We start from the raw sequence: 18,106 nt of genomic DNA, 5'->3' as shown, positions 1-18,106 counted from the left end.
GCCTGCGGCCACTAACGTCGTGGCGCTTCACCCACACCAGACCAAGAGGAAACCAACGGCTGTTCCCTCTTGGAACTCCCAGCCGCCCCGCAACATTTTCAAACAGCGAAAAGGTCGCCATGGGGTAAATCCAGCTTTTAATTTCGCTTGTAGTTTGCTTCGGCCTTATTCGAAAATGCTAACGCTTCCGATGGGGCGTCCCTTCCCCTTGAAAGCTAGCCTGACGTCCTGTCAGGCTCACGCTATTTTCTTCAACGGCCTCAATGTATTGAATACTGAAAGTTTGAGATCAAATGTAGGATGATATTAATCAATAACTTAAACGGCCGGCTTATTGCGTAAGCCATAAGATAAGCCTCTACGAGGAGCTTAAAGATACTTCTATTAAGTGTATAACCCTCATTGAATAAACTAGGCTTAAAGATGTATTATATAAAAATACAATGAAAAGGAATTTCAATGAAAAACTTACCCACTACTCAATATTAGCTTACCAAAAGCTCCGCTATAGCCCATAGCCAGCATCAAAAAAAATTCCTATGGCATGATGTATACCAATTTACCGGGACTTTGTGTCGGACAAATCTAATAAGCGATTTATGCTTTCAAAACAGCACAATGCATAAATACTAAAATATAGCCCTAGTATTTTGAAATGTACACAAACTAAGGAGAGTCTGTGACTCGATTACCAATTCCACATCCCTCGTATTTGGATACAGCTGAGTACTTAGGATTCGTACATGGAGCAAAAAGGTGGCGTACAGCCTGTGGACAGCGTCTTTATACTTGGGATGCATACCATGGAGAAATCGAAGTCTTTAACAAAAGAGGTCGACATATAGGTGTGATTGACGCCTTAAATGGTAACATGTTCAAAGAAGCAGTTAAGGGGAGGAAAATCGATGTTTAGAGTTATTGAAGGCGGGAGATTTATTGATCTGTGTGTCATGGGTCATGCACTACCTGATGACGTAGACGATTACGTCGATGATTGGCATGACTCTGAGTCAGACGTAACTATAAGTGAATATCTTGGTATGTCTTCAGAGGAATATGAATCGTGGGTTCATGCTCCCGAAACTTTAAATTCTATCATTACAGCAAGAATAACAAATGTTCCGCTGATAAGTGTATTGAAACAGACTTATGATTTACCAATGGCTGCTAGAGCTAGTTCCCCTGAAGCAGCTAAGTTTCTCATGAAATGGCTTAAAACTGAAGATAATAAATGAGAACTGTTATAGTTCAAAATTATGCCAAAAGATTGCATGCTAAATACAAACTGACATTACCTGTTGATTTAGATGAATTAGCCAGAAAGTATGCAACCCTTAAATATATGACGATTCCTATGAGAATCGATGGTATATGTGCAGACTTAAAAAGTTCAGTGAAGAAGACTCGTATTTATGTAAATAGTGAAATGCCGGTAAAGCGCCAAAGATTTACCTTAGCTCACGAAATTGGGCATGTCATAATACCTTGGCATACAGGAACAATATTTGACCTAACAACTATTACACAGAATGATAGTTCAGTTGATTATTGGGAAATGGAACAAGAGGCTAATTCATTTGCAACAGAATTGCTAATGCCCTCTAATTGGATCAATGTTCTAACTGAAGGTGATTTAACTAACCTTTCTCGGATTCACAAAACTGTAGTTGATACTGCGGGTGTTTCTGATATTGCTGCTTGTTTACGTTTAATTCAATTTTTACCACCGGGTTATGTATTTGTAGCTGTTGATCAAAGAAATTATGTTCAATATTCTGGTAGGAGCCAAGGAACTGTAGCCCCAGCGTTATCAAATGGTGATTTATTCAATATTAAGAAGCATTACTCCTATTGTGATAAAATATCCCATGTAGAAACAATGTCTGGTGCTTTTTATTGGTTTCAATTACCAGCAGAAATAGAACTTCCTGAAAATAATAATGATTGTGATTGGCGTACTATATTGGAATCTATTTTTGATGATTTAATATTAGAGATGCCTGCACAAGTTAAATTGACACAACAACTAAACGGTGTACTTGGTTTTGCAAATAGTATTGTGAAACGAGGAAATCAAACTAAAGAAAATCTTTATAGTGCATGCATTCAAAGGCTCGAACGAAAAGAGAACTTATTTCCTTTAACTGATCATCCTGCGTTTTCAGCGTTTTTAGTGGCTAAAATAAATGATCTTTTTGCTAAAAATTTAGATGGTAAATAGTCCTCACTAATTTAGTGGAGGCAGGCTAACATTTATAAAAAAATATGCACTAACAAGCCTCGGTCCACAAACGCGTTTTCCTTCTTAAAAAATCTAAATTCAACTCTGAACTAGAGACCGTTGAAGAAAATAACGTGAACAGGCCATATCCTCTCTCGCACATTTATGTGCTTCAAGGCATTCAGAAATCCAGTCTATCAAAGCCCGCAAATTTAGTGGAGTCAGGGTAAACTTTTATAAAAAGTAAATTGAAACACTGGCTTTTCTAACACGTTTATGTTCAAAAACGAGCTAGTCTCTGCTTGAAAATGCCTAAATTCAACTCTGAAATTGAGGCCGTTGAAGAAAATAGCGTGAAGCTCACATGGATGTGAGCTTAGCTTTCGCGGTACAGGATGTACCATCGGAAGCGTTAGCATTTTTGAATAAGGCCGAGGTAGGATTCAAATGAGGTTTCAAGCTGGATAAATTTCCGTGGCAATTTTTTCGCTGCTGTTGTTTGGTTAAATAGCGAAAATGTTGCCGGAACGGCTGGGGTGATCCAAGAGGGGATTGCTGTTGATCCCCTTTTGGCCCGTGCAGGGTGGAACCTTGCGATGTTAGTCTGGTGTGGGCGAAGCGCCACGACGTTAGTGGCCGCAGGCCATCAATACCAAACATAAAAGAATAAACCTAGATCCCGGCTACAAGCATTACCGGGATGACGAGAAGGTTATCCACAAATATATCAGCAAGGTTAATTTGACCACTGTGCATATGCTAATGCCATTGTTTGGACTCTGCGATAATAAACCAATTATTCCAAATAATTCAGGCTGCCAATGGCAGCCTGAATGTTATGTACTTAACGAGTGTTAAGACTCGCAGTGGTTACTTGCCATCAAAGGTAAACGACTGACCTGCAAGAGTGGCTTCAAACATTAACCCACCCTTTGCGGCGGTAAATATCGCCATACCATTAATATAGGCTGCTGCAGCGGCATGATTACTGCCTGCTTGTCCTGCGCCTGCTGAATTACCTGTGGTACCTACTTGCGCATTGGCACCAACGTTAATTGCCACTGCTGACGCTTGCGCGCTAAATTCAAAGCTACCGCTGGTGAACTCATTATAAGCTTTGGCATCTTTAAAGAAGATAATTTCACTATAGGCTTGTCCACCTAACTGAAAACCAATGGATAGCTGGGTTAATGTGGAATCCCCCATATAAGCATCGCTTTGGTATACACGACCATTACCATATGCGGCACCAATCCCGATGCCGCCTTTGGCTACGGTAGGGAAGACGGCATAACCGTAAGCCGTATCAAATAAATGTCGGCTTTCATTGGCCTTTTTAAAATTAGTGATGGCATCGTTATAAGCATCTTCGTCTGCAAAACTAGGAGCTGAAAACGCGAAGCTTAATAACACGAGTAAACTGGAAACAACTAAGCTAATTGAACGTTTCATAAATAACCTCGGTGACTAAATTGTCATGGTAAAACTCACCTTAGAGTAGCATAACCCTTAATTGGCGCGAGTTAATAAACATTTATACTTGGCGAGCATTGGTAAAACAGTGATCATTATTTTTAGGGTGATGAGCACGGGAAAATCAGTCTGTTTTCTGCCTAGCTAATCCTTTTTTTTATCCCTATCTATAACTGAGTTATCGTTTGGGTCGCTCTCATCTTCATCGCCCATTAGATGGTGCAAATAAGTTATTTCTTCCTCATCGAGTAGCGGATCAGTGTGCGGCTCTTTGGTTGGTGGCGTAGCTTGACTGGTGGCATTGAGCGATCCGCGCAAATAGGCCGAACGGGTGACTTGTTGGATGCCATATAATGCAAACACATATACGGTCAGTAATAGGCTTAAACGCGTTACCGCTTGGGTTAATAATAAAACTGAGTCGCCTAAGTAAAACGGTAAGTAGACCAACACGATACGCAATACCCAATTAATGAGAATGCCGATGGTTAATACACTTAGCCAGCGAAATCGAATCACTTGTAAGTTAGGCTGCCTATTGGCCAAATATTGTGGGCGATAACGGGATAATAAACGATAAATAGCCCAGAAATACCCAAAGGTTTGTAGCATTAATAGGATGGGTAAAACCATGGCTAATAGATTAATACTGCTTATTTCCCCCAGAGTTCCAATGCTGTTATTTGAGTTTTTGGGATCGATACCAATATGAAATAATATGGTTGAACTGGTGACTAATGCAATGATGATGGCAAAGCCAAAATGTTTGATTAACAGTGGTTGATAATCTTGTGCTGTTAGGCTGCTTTTACAATATAAATACAGCATTGGCATTAGCAGAAAATAGATTGGAATAAACAGCGTAAGTGTTAAATGTATCGGGATAGGGGTGGTTTCTGGGGTCAACAAACCCGTTAAAAAATAACAGCCGATAAGTAAAAAGATCCCAGCCAGCAGGCTATGGCTGCGGGTGGCACTTTGGTAAATATAATGAACATACAAGCCGACTCCAAGACAATGAATGCCTCCGAGCAAGGAGAGCCACCAGTATGTTTGAATGAATAAATCGTTAAATTGGTTCATTTTCACTCTCTTTGACGATAGTGAATACTAACCTACTTTGTGTAAACCGAGTAGTTCTCGGTTATTAACTTTGCTTTAATTTACGTAAATGTCTGTTTGAGACTCTTTCTGGTGGTAGACCTGGTGCCGGTTTGCGTTCTGCCAATAAATGCTTAATGGCAAAAATTGGATGAGGCAATAACATTCTTGGTCCTGCATACATCATGATTTCTCGTGCTCTTTGTTTCATATGAGGTTTGTAGCAATGTACAGGGCATTTATTACACGTCGGTTTATCTTGGCCGTAGGGGCAACGATCGAGTCGAGTATTGGCATAGCTTAAAAACTCGCTACATTGCAGGCATACACCTTGGGAGGGTTTAAGAGGATGGTGCGCTTTACAGTAGATTTCGACCATTGCTTGCATGGTTCGAAATTCGTAGAGGAGCTTGCCACTTAATAGTTCTGTATCAGCCATAGCGTTATCTCTTATTAAATACCTTAGTAAAACAGTCGGATATTTAATAGTGTAAGCTTGCCAGTAGTAGCAGACAAACTCCGTTTATTTAACTTTGATCTTAGGCTCAAAATGTCCTTTTTTTGAGGTTGGGATCGCAAAAATGATTAAAACTGATGTGAAATGGTGAGTAGTCTACGACTTGTTACAGATTAAAATAGATAAATACTTGATTTTATAGTGTACATTGAAATAATAATGGCTAGTGCTTAAAAAAACAGCGCGGTATCATTAAAACCATTACATTGCCTCACAATGAATGCAGTTGTGAGTGAGATAAAATAATGTGCTCTGGCACATAATCAGCAAGGTGGAAGCCTAATGAAGGTAATTTTAACTGTCATATTGATTGCAATTGCTCTGTATTTATATAGACGTACTCAAGCTGTGGCAAAACAAGAACGTGATAAAACCGATCGTAATGCCACATCGCATTCATCTAGTGAGGTTGCTCAACCTTCAACGGCAGCAGACGATACGACTATGGCAGAATCTGAGCATGTCGGTATGGATAAGTCGGCAGCAGATGAGGTATTAACTGAGGCTACCCTGAAGACCGATGAACTTGTTTCTGTTGATGTAGATCTTGTTGATCCTGTTAACGAGTCCAGCAAAAAATCGAAAACGCCAGCGGAGCAGGTTAGTGAGCCTGTTGATGTTGTCGAAATTGCTCCGGAAGCGATCCTTGAATCCGAAAGTAAAGTAACTGACGTGGTTTCTGAGCCTGAAGTTGTCCCCAAGGATGTTGCCGCGGTGGCTGACGTGAGCAAAGCGAGCGTTAGCAAGGCAGATGTCGAGCCTGAAGTGTCTACTACAACAGCCGTTGATGCGCCAAGTGATCAAGGCTTGTCCTTGAACCTAAACCGTGTTGAAGGCGATTGGGCCAGCGAAAGTTTTCTGCAACAGATTGATGCTGCCAACAACGCTAACGATCTTCAAAGCCAGCATAATGGCTTAGCCAGTGTGATTAATCATTGCTATAAAATGCGTAAACAGGCCGATTATTGCCAATATGGTGCGGCGTTACAGTTGACCTATTTAGATTTATATCGCTCATTACATCAACAATATGTTTCTCAAAAAAGCACTGATGAAATCAAATCGCCAGCGTTTATGCAGTTATCGACATTGTTAAATGATGTAGGTCAGTTTGATGAAGCTATTAAGGTGTGCGAGCAAGCGCTTGAATATCAGCTAACCGACGGTACTGTCACTGGCTTTGAAGGACGCATAAAGCGAATCGAAAAGGCCAAAGCCAAAGCGAACTAACAGGCTAATCAATACTGTTGGATGGATATCAGGTATGATATTCAAAAGGAAAGCGGACCTTGGTTCGCTTTTTTGTTGCTTCAAATCCAATGCTTTCAAGGTTTAAAATGACATTAATGACTCGTACATTAACAAAAACATTGCTGCTTACTGCCACTGCGATTTTACTGGCCGGTTGTATTCGTACACCCGAATGGACCTTATTTTATGTTGCAGACAGAACGCCTATACCGACGACAATAGTACTGCAAGACCACATTTCTGGTTATTACGATTCATTGGAGCAATGCCAAGCTAAAGGCGCCGGAATGTTACGTTTACAAGCCTCGTCAGTGCCAGCAGAACAAGCATTTGTATGTGGAGAGTTGTGTCAGATAGATGAAAAGCAACAATTGCAGTGTAAAACTCAGGTTGTGGGTATAAAACATAATGCAGTTTAAGCAAGATTTCTTTGAACAATTAGAAGGCTTTTATTCGCAAGTTTATCCTTTACCCATCAGTAATCCTCATTGGCTGGGTTGGAGTGATGACGCGGCTCAATTAATTGGATTAGAAAAGCCCAATGCTGAACTGTTGATGCAATTATCGGCCAACTATGCGGCTCCGGGTGCCAGTTATTACGCTCAAGTTTATAGTGGCCATCAATTTGGTGGTTATACACCAAGATTGGGCGATGGTCGCTCAATTATATTAGGTGAAGCTATTGGTCCAAATGGGGCTTGGGATGTCGCGCTAAAAGGCGGTGGCCCAACACCGTATTCTCGTCAAGGTGATGGTCGGGCGGTAATGCGCTCAGCTGTACGGGAGTTTTTAGTATCCGAAGCCCTTGCTGCGCTAAATGTACCTACCAGCCGTGCGTTAGCGGTTATTGGTTCCGATTTGCCCGTATGGCGCGAAAGCCAAGAAACTGCCGCTATAACGGTACGCTTGGCTAAAAGCCACATTCGGTTTGGCCATTTTGAATATTTTTTTCATAGCGAGCAAGGTGATGCAGCCAAACTGACTCAATTAGTTAATTTTACCATTCAACAGCATTTTCCACATTTATCAACCGATGCCGCAGGTTACAAACAATGGTTTTATGAGGTAGTGCAGTCTACCGCTAAAATGATTGCCCATTGGCAGTCTGTTGGTTTTGCTCACGGGGTGATGAATACCGACAATATGTCGATACTCGGTGATACTTTCGATTTTGGCCCATTTGCTTTCTTAGACACTTTTAAAGAGGGCTTTATCTGTAATCACTCCGATCACGAGGGGCGTTATGCATTTGGCCAGCAACCGGGCATTGGATTGTGGAACCTCAAGCGTTTGGCACAAACATTAACGCCTATTATCGAGTCTGACGATTTAATCGCAGCGCTAAATACGTATCAATTTGAATTAGTTCAGCAGTATTTATTACTCATGCGCGCTAAGTTAGGGTTTTCTCAACCAAATCAAAGCCCAAATGCTATTAACGCAGAGGAACAGGCTGATCTCGGTAATAAAGATTTGCAGCTTGTGGGGCAATTAACCGGATTACTTGAAACTAATCAGCTTGATTACACCAATAGTTTACGCCGTTTTGGCCAGCTGGACCCGAGTAGTGCGCATTCTAGTTTACGGGACGATATGGTCGACCTTGCTGGTTTTGATACTTGGTATCAAGCTTATCAAAACCGAGTGGGTGAGGTTGCGGATGTGAACGTGTGGCAATGTGAGCGTAATAGTGCCAACCCTAAATATATTTTGCGCAATTACCTCGCCCAAGAAGCCATTATCGCGATTGAAGAAAATGGCGACAACAGCAAATTATTGCAACTTCAACAACTTTTACGTCGTCCTTTTGACGAACAACCCGAGATGGAAGATTTTGCCAAACGCCCACCCCAATGGGGACAAGGCTTAATTATGTCTTGTAGCAGTTAATTGATGTATTTTATCTGAGTCGATTATGAAATTATTGTCAGCCAAATTAGATCCAGCAGCATTAAGTATTGTTATTCAAGCTGAAGTGGATTTTGAGCAATTTGAACAATTTGCAGAACCGCTAGCGGCTGCACTTGATTGTGACATTCGTGAGCGCCAATGGGGCGCAGATCGTCACCAATGGTTACTGAATTTTGAAGGCAGCCCTTTATGGTTACATTATGAGTTTTATGGTGATATTTGTTGGATTTCCACCGATAGCGCAAACGAGTTAGACGTATTAGCGTTTTTATTAACGCTACTTGCCCCACATATTCAAACTGCTTAAGAAGGTATACATGGACAACGGTACAGGCGCAGAGTTTCATTTTCAGGCATTGAGACCCGATCTCATTTTAGATGCCATCGAAAGCATCGGCGTCTTCCCTGAGACAGGGCTATTAGCATTAAACAGTTACGAAAATCGGGTGTACCAATTCCGCTGCGATCAAGGCATTCGTTATGTGGTGAAGTTTTATCGACCACATCGTTGGAGTAATGAACAAATCCAAGAAGAGCACGATTATGCCTTAGCTTTAGCGGCTGAAGATATTCCTATTGCTGTTCCTGTGGTTATTGAAGGTAAAACCTTATTTGAGTATCAAGGTTATCGTTTTGGTCTCTTTCCGTCTATTGGCGGGCGCGCATTTGAAGTAGACAATCTTGAACAACTTGAATCGGTTGGCCGCTTTATTGGCCGAATTCATCAATATGGCGCAATGCAGCCTTTTAAATATCGTGAATCGCTGACCCCTGCCATTTTGGGAGATGAGTCTTATCGCTATTTACGTGAAAGTGGTATTGTTGCCAGTTCGATGCAAACGGCTTTTTTTACCGTTGTAGAGCAAGTTTTAGAGAAAGCCAAGCAGATATGGCAGCAGCACAATTTTACCTCTATACGCCTGCACGGAGATTTACACCCTAGTAATATTTTATGGACACCAGACGGACCTGGATTTGTTGACTTAGACGATGCCAGGCAAGGGCCCGCAGTACAAGATTTATGGATGATGTTGACTGGCGATCGTCAGCAGCAATTATTACAAATTGATATTTTATTAGAGGGATATCAAGAGTTTTGTGATTTTGATGCGAAACAGTTGGCACTCATTGAGCCATTAAGGGCATTCAGGATGGTGCACTATAATGCGTGGTTAGCCAAGCGCTGGGATGACCCTGCATTCCCGATGAATTTCCCATGGTTTGGCGATATTAAGTATTGGGAGCAACAAACACTGGCGTTTAAAGAGCAGTTATCTGCGCTTAATGAGCCGCCATTGAGTTTACCTAGTTTTAATTAACATTATTTCATAATCACTACCTAATAGTATTTAGTTACAAATACAATTGGCTAGCGATTGAGTTACAGGCTAACGCTAGACTATGATAGAGCCAGCGTATTTATATTTTTGCCTATTTAGAAGGAAGTAAAATGAAAAAAGCATTACTGATGGCTGCTGCACTACTGCTAGCGCCGATGGCTGCGATGGCTGCCGATTATAAAGAAGGTGTACATTACACTGTGATTAATGACGGCCCTGAAACAGCCAAGCCAGAAATTACTGAGTTTTTCTCATTCTATTGTCCGCATTGTTTTAATTTTTCTAAAACAGTAGTACCTAAAATTGAAGCGAACTTACCTGAAGGTGTGGCATTTAATCAGTCGCACGTTGAGTTTATTGGTCGTGATATGGGCGTAGAAATGTCTCGTGCCTTTGCGGTCGCTCAGCAGCTAAATGTTGAGAAAAAAATGGATGCAGCTCTATTTACTGCTATCCACGACAAGCGTCAGCAATTTACTCGCCCAGACGATATCAGAGCAATATTTATCGCTAATGGCGTAGATGGTAAAGCTTATGATGCAGCGGCAAGTTCATTTATGGTGAACGCTCAGATGTCGAAAATGAAGCGTGATACTGAAAATGCTAAAATTTCTGGTGTACCAACATTAGTGGTTAACGGTAAATATCGCGTAGAAACCAGCTCGATTAAGTCTTATGACGAATTAATTGATATCGCATTTTACTTAACATCAATGAACAAAAAGTAATCTACACAACTTATGTTTGTTAAATGAGGAGCTTCGGCTCCTTTTTTGTTGTCCAAATTTTAACAAAGGGTATTGGAGAGTACTGACACTTATGAAGAAGAGGCGACGCTGTTATTTAGGCGGATTGTTGATTAGCGCGCAGTGGAAGTTTATCGCAGGCAAAAAAAAACCGTATGTCTATAAAAGACAATACGGAGATGAGTCAAGTGACTCTTTTTTACCCTGAGTAACGTCAAAGATCTTAACATGGTGTCAAAATATTGGCAAGTGGCATTAAACTGTCATTTTTATTTTTTTCGATGGATCTGAACAATAAAAATAACCTATTAATGAAACTCTTTTGGCTTCGGGTGGTCAAATTCGATGACATTGAAGTTGTGCTTAACAAGAAAGTGAATAGTGGTTTTATATCTGCTTTGGACATTTACATTTCTTATTTATACATGGCTTATCGTCGTTATTTCATTGCACCTCAGTGCATGTTATTTTCTTGGAGGAAGTCGTATGAGAATGTTCCCTGTTTATGCACCTAAACTGATAGTTAAGCATGCCAGGATTTTTTTGAGTGGCGTTATTTGGGTAAAAGACTTAGGGTTGATCGAGTTTGATAAGGGGCGTTTTTTGCAGACGAAAAAAAGCCTGCCGGAAGTTAAGCAGGCTATCAGCGAATTAAATGCTTTGATTGAAATACAATCAAAACAGCATTAATCCATTTAGATTTCGTTATTCAATAAACCAACAAGGCCGTTGACCTTATCACTCCAAGAGTTTAGGTCTTGCTGCAATTGTTGGTTTTTTTGTGTCAATTCTTGTTGCTGTGAAAGCAACGCTTCGTTCTTTTGCTTCTCTTCATCAAGCTCCATTTTTAGTAGCTCAATATTTTCGAGAGTTGCCTGGATTTTGGTTTCCAGTTGGGACAATAATTCGAGGCTCATGGGGAGTCCTATACGTTTCTGGATGGAATCCCGATTCTAGCAGTGACAAGGCCTATAGGAATAGCCTTTAAAACTAAGTGGCTAAAATATATTCAATAAATCGTACTATATTGTGCTTTATCTGAGATCGCGCTATTTTCATCTGCTAACCAAGACAGTAAAAGACCTTTTTATGACAATTACCCGACTCGATGTTAACACTCGTATGAGCAGTATTGTGATCCACAATAATACCGTTTATCTGTGTGGGCAGGTGGCTAAAGACAAGTTCACCGACATTAATACCCAAACTATTACCATGCTAGAAGAGGTCGAAAGCTTACTCGCACAATCTGGTAGTCGACGCGATCATATTTTATCAGCCACTATTTACCTTAAAGACATGGCCGATTACGATGCTATGAATCAAGTGTGGGACAGCTGGTTGCCTAAGGGGCATGCACCTGCAAGAGCTTGTGTGCAAGCAGCGATTGCCGAGCCAGAATATTTGGTTGAAATATCGGTAATAGCGGCAGTGGTAAGTTAGCCATTAATGGTTAATCATCCTGATGACAATAGACTGATTTATTTTGATTGATCCATTGTGATTGGCTTGAGATAAAATGATAGATGCACTGACAGTTTGTCTGTTGCAGTATGAATAAATATATTGATGCTTGTTACGTTCAATTGACGTATTTTGATTTAGGATCTAGGGCTGCGACTTGACATTAATCTCTAGCCTCCATAGTCTGCAAGCTCAGTTTTTAAGGTGGTATGCAATGGACATAAAATATAATTTAAAATCAGCGTCAGAGCGCCGCACAGAACCATTTAAGCCAGAAGGCGATGTAGGTTTCGGTAAGCTTCGTACTGATCACATGTTTTTGATGGATTATCGTGATGGTCAATGGTGCGATCCGCGCATAGTCCCTTACGGTCCGTTTGAAATGGCACCAGGTGCAATGTCATTGCATTATGGCCAATCGATTTTTGAAGGCGCTAAAGCCTTTATGCACGAAGACGGCGAGATTTACACCTTCCGCTTAAACAAAAATGCTGAGCGCATGAACCGTTCTGCCGATATCGTGTGTATTCCCAATATCGATGAAAGCATGCAAGTAAAGGCTATCAATGCCCTTATTGATGTTGACCGTTTATGGTTCCCACAGCAACAAGGCGCGTGTTTATACATTCGACCTTTTATTTTTGCAACAGAAGATCGTTTGTCTGTTAGCCCTAGTCAACAATATACATTCTGCGTAATGCTAAGCCCATCTGGAGCGTATTATGCCTCTGGGGTTAATAATGGTATTCGCTTGTTAATCAGTACTAAGTACCACCGTGCAGTATCTGGTGGTACTGGAGCTTCAAAAGCTGCTGGTAACTATGCAGCCTCACTGCGTGCAGGTAAAGCGGCTGTAGAATATGGCGCATCGCAGGTATTGTATTTAGATTCAACCAATACTCAAATTGAAGAAGCTGGCGCGATGAATCACTTCCACATTTTAAAAGATGGCACTGTGATTATTCCAACGTTCACTGATACCATTTTAAAATCCATTACCTCTCAGTCCATTATGGAACTTGGGAATATGCTGGGTTGTGAGGTGAGACAAGAGACGGTGATGTTAGATAAGTTCATTGCTGATATTGAAGCGGGTGAAATTATTGAAGCGGGTGGATTTGGTACAGCTGCAGTGGTATCGCCTGTAAGCTCATATATCTTCGAAGATGGCCGAATTTTGACGGTTGGCGACGGTAAAGTAGGTCCCAATATTCAGCGTATTTATAAGCTGTTTACTGATCTACAAAAAGGCAACGTTGCTGCACCGCAAGGCTGGGTAAAACGCGTTGAACGTGTTGCTCCGTAGTTTATTTAATCAATAAAATACACTTAAAAGCTCCTAAATGGAGCTTTTATTTTGCCTTATGAATGGCTAACCTCTGATTTGTCTTGCGTTAATAATGCCAGGCAATCAACCGCACTCAGTGGTTTACTGAGCAAGAAGCCTTGCACTTGATCACAACCTCCCTCACGTAAGAAATTCAATTGCGCTTGGGTTTCAACGCCTTCAGCCACAACGTTAAGCTCTAAACTGTGGGCCAAGGTTATAATGGCGCTAGTGATGGCAGCATCGTCAGGATCTTCAGTTATATCACGCACAAACTCACGATCAATCTTCAAGGTATCAATTGGGAAGCGTTTCAAATAGCTTAAGCTTGAGTATCCGGTACCAAAGTCATCAATAGCAATGGTCAAACCTAAGGCTTTGAGCTGCGATAACACGGTCACTGAATCTTGTGGGTTACCCATAATCATTGACTCGGTTAATTCGAGTTCTAGAGCACTTGCCGGTAATCCAGATACCGCTAATGCGACTTCTATAGTCGAAATGATATCGGCCTTCAATTGTCTGGCTGAAAGGTTAACGGCAATAGAGATATGCTCAAACCCTTGTTGGTGCCATTGCGCCAGTTGGTTACAGGCTTGTTGAATAGCCCAATGACCAATCTGATTAATGATGCCTGTTTCTTCTGCTAGCGGAATAAACTCAACCGGTGAAATAAAACCAAGTTCTGGGCTTTCCCAGCGCATTAACGCTTCCAGTCCGATAATTTTTTCAGTTTTTACATCATATTTAGGTTGATAAACCAAATATAGCTCATTGTCTTGAATCGCTTTTTTAAGACCAGCCTCTAACTGAACATGACGTGTTGCATATTGGTTTAATTGCTCGGTATAAAATTGGAAATTATTGCGTCCCAGTGATTTTGCGTGATACATGGCGGTATCAGCATACTTAATTAATGAGGTGGTATCATCTGCATCTTCTGGGTACAAACTGATACCAATAGACGGTGAGATCGTCAGTATTTTATCATCAAGTAAAAAAGGTGTTTGAAAAGCATGTAACACTTTTTCGGCAATAATGGTGGCGGCTTTCGTTTTGGCAACGCCTTCTAAAATAATGGTAAATTCATCCCCACCTAAGCGTGCAACAGTATCACCATCTCGAACTGCATTTTGCAGGCGATGTGCGACGGCTTTAAGCAGTAAATCACCGATGTGGTGCCCCATTGAATCATTGATATGTTTAAATCGGTCAAGGTCTAAAAATAACAATGCCACGATGCTATTGGCACGGTGTGCTTTAGTCACGGCTTGATTGAGCCGGTCCTGGAATAAAGTGCGGTTAGGCAGTCCTGTCAGTGGATCGAAGTTAGCCAGTACTCGTAAATCTTCTTCGGCTTTTTTACGTGCTGTAATATCGGTGAATACTGCCACAAAGTGACTTGTTTCACCTTTATTATCGATAACTTGGTTGATTTCTAGCCATGCAAGAATGCCGCGACGGTTGCGGGTTCTAATGTGAATTTCACCGGCCCAATGTTTGTGTCTTAATAGTTGGGTTTCAACTGAGTTATAAAACTCGCGCGACTGCTTTCCCATGGTTAAAAACAAGAAATGCTTACCGACAACATCACGGTGTTTAAAGCCAGTAATGCGGCTAAATGCTGGATTTATTGAGCGTATTTGATAGTCCAGTTCACCGACGACAACGGCTTCGTTCATGCTAAACAGTACTTGTGATGATAGCTTAAGTTCGTTTTCTGTGATCTTTCGGCTAGTAATGTCTTTATGAGTTCCGGCCATTCGCACTGGAATATTATTGCTATCACGTTCAACAATTTGGCCACGGTCGAGCACCCAAGCCCATTGTCCGGGTTTAGTTTCAACGCGATACTCTGCTTCAAAAAACTCACTTTCACCATTGAGGTGATCGTTAAGCAATTTTTGAACTCGTGGTCTGTCTTCCGGATCAATGTTTTTAATCAATAATTGATCTTTTAACGAAAAACTCATCGGCTCGACCATGTTGGTGCGATAGACTTTATCGTCTTTAATGTTCCAGTCCCACATTCCGTCGCCAGAGGCCCAAAGTGCCAGTTTTAGTCGCTCTTCAGAGGCGCGAATACTGTTATCAAATTCGCGCTGCTTGGCCACTTTTTTCTGTCTTGCATAAAAAAACCAAATAATAATCAATAACCCGACTGTCACATACAGTATGTAGGCTGTGCTGGTCATATACATTGGTGGCACTACTGACACATTTACATTGAGGGTGTATTCACTGTATCTATTCGTTCCTAGCGCATGGCGAACCGCTAATTTGTATTCACCCGGTGGTAGGTTGGTATAAGTGATTTCGTTACCATGGGATAGTTCACGCCAATCGTTATCATAACCGTCTAAAAAGTAGCTAAAACGGCTTAATCCAGGGTAACTAAAATTGAGTGAGCCGATCTCAAAGCTGATGAGTTGTTGTTCATAAGGCATGATAATGCGCGGAGCATGGCTTAAGTCGCGAATAGGGTGTTGGGTTTCACCAATAGTGTATTTTGTCAGTGCCAGTTTGTTTTCAGCTCTTTGGCTTGGAATAGTGCTTGGATTAAACTGGTTAAGGCCTCGAATACCACCAAACCATAAGGTACCGTTAAGCTCTTTAAACTTGGCTGCACCATTAAACTCATTGGCTTGCAAACCTTCGAATTTATTATAGGAAATAAAGCTTCGAGTACTAGGAGTAAAACGTGAAACCCCCGAGTTAGTACTTAGCCACAAATCATGCTTATCGTCTTCTAAAATGGCATAAACCGTATTACTGCTGTTATCAGCATTGACGTCCATTCGTTCAAATTTAAACGTACCATATTCAACTGTTAGCTTGTCTATACCACCATGAGTGGCCACCCAAAAAACGCCATTTTCTGCCTGTAAAAAGTCTCTCACACGATTGTCACTAAGACTGTAAGGATTTTCTGAGTCATGGCTTAAAAAATCTAGTTTTCGTTCTTCAGCTGAAAGCCTAACCACTCCGCCCATTGTGCCGAGCCATAAATAACCCTGGCTAAAATAGAGCCTAATAATTTGGTATTTGAATGGTGAAAAATCAGCCTGAAAGCCAAAGTTATAAGCCATCATACGATTTGTATATTCAGAGATAAAATACAAACCTTGTGAGCTGGCTATCCATAAACGGTCTTTGTCATCAAAGGCTAAGCTGCGGATCTGGGTATCTGTTTGAAATTGTCCGTTTGCCGGTTTAATTTGCTGCAGGGTATTACTCTTATCTAAGGTAAACAGCCCTACATTGGTGGCAAACCACAGTACACCTTGTTTATCTTGTTTAATATCATGCACTATCAACGATAATTGTTCTGTTGGTATTGCTAATTTTTTTGCAAATAAATCGTTGATATAGTGATATTGGTTATCATTAGGGGCCAAATACTTAAGCCCCGCACCATCGGTACCTATCCATAGGCGTTGCTGTGTATCCCGCAAAATCACGCGGATCATGTTTGCCATGCCTGGAGCATTAGTTTGGTAGTCGTAAAAGTGGCTAAAATATTGATGGCTGAGATTCAGTTTATCGATGCCCGAATAACCTGTACCAATCCATAGGGTGCCGTTTTGATCTAGCATTAGGTTTTGCAGGGTATTAGCACTGATGGTATTGAGTTTTTGCGGATTATGCTTATAAAGCGTGCTCCGCCACTTACCATCAATAAAATCGAGTTTGAATAAGCCTGTATTGTTGCCGATAGCAAATATCTGATTGGCATTCACCACGACAAAATCAATAATCTTACGGTTATTACCCAAACCATTGTCATGCGACCATATTAATTCTTTTTTATGAGTATCGAGATTGTAACGCCAAATTTGGTTGTCGATGGCTAGCCAGACGGAATAAACAGAGCTGGATTTGATTTGGTTTACCGTCATATTGACCGGGATATCAAGCCGAATAATGGTATTACTATCAATGGCAAATGTGCCATGTGATTGAGTGCCTATGACAATATATTTATCGTCAATATTGGCAATGCTGGTTATATTTGGAGTGATATTATTGCCTAAACTGACAGGAATAATTTTTTCGGTTTTTAAGGATAATATGTACAGACCCGAACGCGTTCCCACCCATAAGGTATCTCCAATCACAGCAAGATGGGTTACCTGAAGCTCAGTTAAGCCTTGAGGTTGTTTAAACGCAGTGAATTCCCCTGTAGTGAGGTTGAGTCTATTGAGTCCATTGTTGAAGGTGCCTATCCATAAATCGCCGTCAGGTGACTGCAAAATATCTGTGATAAAATTGCCTGAGATAGAGTTGATATTTTTTGACTGTTTTAAGTATAAATCAAACTCAACACCATTATAGCTGTGTAGACCGTCTTGAGTTCCTATCCATAACATGCCAGAACTGTCCATAAACAGACGAGTAATTGAGTTTTGATTAAGGTCTCCCTCGGTACTGAAGTGATCAAACTTTACTTCAGTTAGGCTGTCATAAGGATCATTTTTTTGCGCTGAAACAGACACTGAAAAACTCAATGTTATGACTAAAATTAGCCAGTGTGTTAAAAGCGTGAATGCACGAAAATTCAAATTTCACCTATAAAAAATTCATTGGGAAGGCTGTGACAAATTTCAATTATATAAACAATAAAATGCTACATTAAGTCTTGCACATTTAATTGTTAATTCATTTTATCAATTTAGTTATCGATAAACTCTTTTTCCTTATAAAACTGACAGTTTTACACCTTCAACGCAACAGAAAATCGTCATTTGTCGGTTT

17 protein-coding genes are annotated in these 18,106 nt (G+C 40.9%); 12 read left to right on the top strand and 5 right to left on the bottom strand.

The features are described from left to right. Nucleotides 1–679: 679 nt before the first annotated feature. From H5181_RS21000 to H5181_RS17435, 3 genes are read left to right on the top strand one after another with little or no spacing between them, the layout of a single operon-like run. Entirely contained in the window at nucleotides 680–913 is a 234-nt protein-coding gene (locus H5181_RS21000; RefSeq protein WP_182751624.1) for a colicin E3/pyocin S6 family cytotoxin, read from the top strand. Further along, nucleotides 906–1,235, top strand: a complete 330-nt coding sequence (locus tag H5181_RS17440; protein ID WP_182751623.1) for a hypothetical protein — start codon at nucleotides 906–908, stop codon at nucleotides 1,233–1,235. Before H5181_RS21000 ends, H5181_RS17440 begins: the two co-directional genes overlap by 8 nt. Next, nucleotides 1,232–2,221, top strand: coding sequence for an ImmA/IrrE family metallo-endopeptidase (locus H5181_RS17435; RefSeq protein WP_182751622.1), 990 nt, complete (start codon nucleotides 1,232–1,234; stop codon nucleotides 2,219–2,221). The genes H5181_RS17440 and H5181_RS17435 overlap by 4 nt, the downstream gene beginning before the upstream one ends. Before the next feature lie 870 nt (nucleotides 2,222–3,091). Here H5181_RS17435 and H5181_RS17430 read toward each other — a convergent pair. From H5181_RS17430 to H5181_RS17420, 3 genes are all read right to left on the bottom strand, one after another. Next, a complete protein-coding gene (locus H5181_RS17430; RefSeq protein WP_182751621.1) occupies nucleotides 3,092–3,673 on the bottom strand; it encodes a lipid-binding SYLF domain-containing protein in 582 nt (193 codons plus the stop codon). A 165-nt stretch (nucleotides 3,674–3,838) separates the two neighbouring features. Further along, a complete protein-coding gene (locus H5181_RS17425; RefSeq protein ID WP_011635892.1) occupies nucleotides 3,839–4,777 on the bottom strand; it encodes a hypothetical protein in 939 nt (312 codons plus the stop codon). 64 nt (nucleotides 4,778–4,841) lie between these two features. Beyond that, on the bottom strand, nucleotides 4,842–5,234 hold the full coding sequence (locus H5181_RS17420) for a nitrous oxide-stimulated promoter family protein (RefSeq protein WP_011635893.1): 393 nt from the start codon (nucleotides 5,232–5,234) through the stop codon (nucleotides 4,842–4,844). A 360-nt stretch (nucleotides 5,235–5,594) separates the two neighbouring features. Between H5181_RS17420 and H5181_RS17415 the strand changes: the two genes are divergently transcribed. The 7 genes from H5181_RS17415 (at nucleotide 5,595) to H5181_RS17385 (ending at nucleotide 11,250) form a co-directional block, all read left to right on the top strand. Beyond that, nucleotides 5,595–6,542, top strand: a complete 948-nt coding sequence (locus tag H5181_RS17415; protein WP_182751620.1) for a hypothetical protein — start codon at nucleotides 5,595–5,597, stop codon at nucleotides 6,540–6,542. 107 nt (nucleotides 6,543–6,649) lie between these two features. Continuing rightward, a complete protein-coding gene (locus H5181_RS17410; RefSeq protein ID WP_235585929.1) occupies nucleotides 6,650–6,982 on the top strand; it encodes a hypothetical protein in 333 nt (110 codons plus the stop codon). Beyond that, complete coding sequence (locus H5181_RS17405; RefSeq protein ID WP_123883551.1) at nucleotides 6,972–8,453, top strand: YdiU family protein; 1,482 nt, start codon at nucleotides 6,972–6,974, stop codon at nucleotides 8,451–8,453. The genes H5181_RS17410 and H5181_RS17405 overlap by 11 nt, the downstream gene beginning before the upstream one ends. Before the next feature lie 25 nt (nucleotides 8,454–8,478). Further along, entirely contained in the window at nucleotides 8,479–8,781 is a 303-nt protein-coding gene (locus H5181_RS17400) for a DUF3630 family protein (protein WP_011635897.1), read from the top strand. A 10-nt stretch (nucleotides 8,782–8,791) separates the two neighbouring features. Then, on the top strand, nucleotides 8,792–9,793 hold the full coding sequence (locus H5181_RS17395; protein ID WP_059746325.1) for a serine/threonine protein kinase: 1,002 nt from the start codon (nucleotides 8,792–8,794) through the stop codon (nucleotides 9,791–9,793). Nucleotides 9,794–9,924: 131 nt separating this feature from the next. Further along, a complete protein-coding gene (locus H5181_RS17390) occupies nucleotides 9,925–10,542 on the top strand; it encodes a thiol:disulfide interchange protein DsbA/DsbL (protein WP_011635899.1) in 618 nt (205 codons plus the stop codon). Between the two features lie 504 nt (nucleotides 10,543–11,046). After that, the gene (locus H5181_RS17385) at nucleotides 11,047–11,250 is read left to right on the top strand and encodes a DUF1107 domain-containing protein (RefSeq protein ID WP_011635900.1); all 204 of its coding nucleotides are present in this window, start codon (nucleotides 11,047–11,049) and stop codon (nucleotides 11,248–11,250) included. 5 nt (nucleotides 11,251–11,255) lie between these two features. Here H5181_RS17385 and H5181_RS17380 read toward each other — a convergent pair whose 3' ends face one another. Beyond that, nucleotides 11,256–11,477 carry a cell division protein ZapB gene (locus H5181_RS17380; RefSeq protein ID WP_011635901.1) on the bottom strand — a complete coding sequence of 74 codons (222 nt, stop codon included), beginning with the start codon at nucleotides 11,475–11,477 and terminating at the stop codon, nucleotides 11,256–11,258. A gap of 172 nt (nucleotides 11,478–11,649) precedes the next feature. Between H5181_RS17380 and H5181_RS17375 the strand changes: the two genes are divergently transcribed. Together H5181_RS17375 and H5181_RS17370 are read left to right on the top strand one after the other, a co-directional pair. After that, entirely contained in the window at nucleotides 11,650–12,003 is a 354-nt protein-coding gene (locus H5181_RS17375) for a RidA family protein (RefSeq protein WP_011635902.1), read from the top strand. Between the two features lie 235 nt (nucleotides 12,004–12,238). Next, nucleotides 12,239–13,330: a branched-chain amino acid aminotransferase gene (locus H5181_RS17370; RefSeq protein ID WP_182751619.1), complete on the top strand. Its 1,092-nt coding sequence runs from the start codon at nucleotides 12,239–12,241 to the stop codon at nucleotides 13,328–13,330. A gap of 56 nt (nucleotides 13,331–13,386) precedes the next feature. On the opposite strand, the gene H5181_RS17365 is transcribed toward H5181_RS17370, so the two are convergent. Next, nucleotides 13,387–17,847 (bottom strand): EAL domain-containing protein, encoded by a 4,461-nt coding sequence (locus tag H5181_RS17365; protein ID WP_182751618.1) that lies wholly within the window; start codon nucleotides 17,845–17,847, stop codon nucleotides 13,387–13,389. Nucleotides 17,848–18,106 lie beyond the last annotated feature (259 nt).

The organism is Shewanella sp. SG44-2, from assembly GCF_014164215.1.
GTDB classification, from domain to species: Bacteria; Pseudomonadota; Gammaproteobacteria; order Enterobacterales; family Shewanellaceae; genus Shewanella; species Shewanella frigidimarina.
The sequence above is the reverse complement of the archived record's forward strand: the minus strand, read 5'-3'. Positions and strand labels throughout refer to the sequence as shown.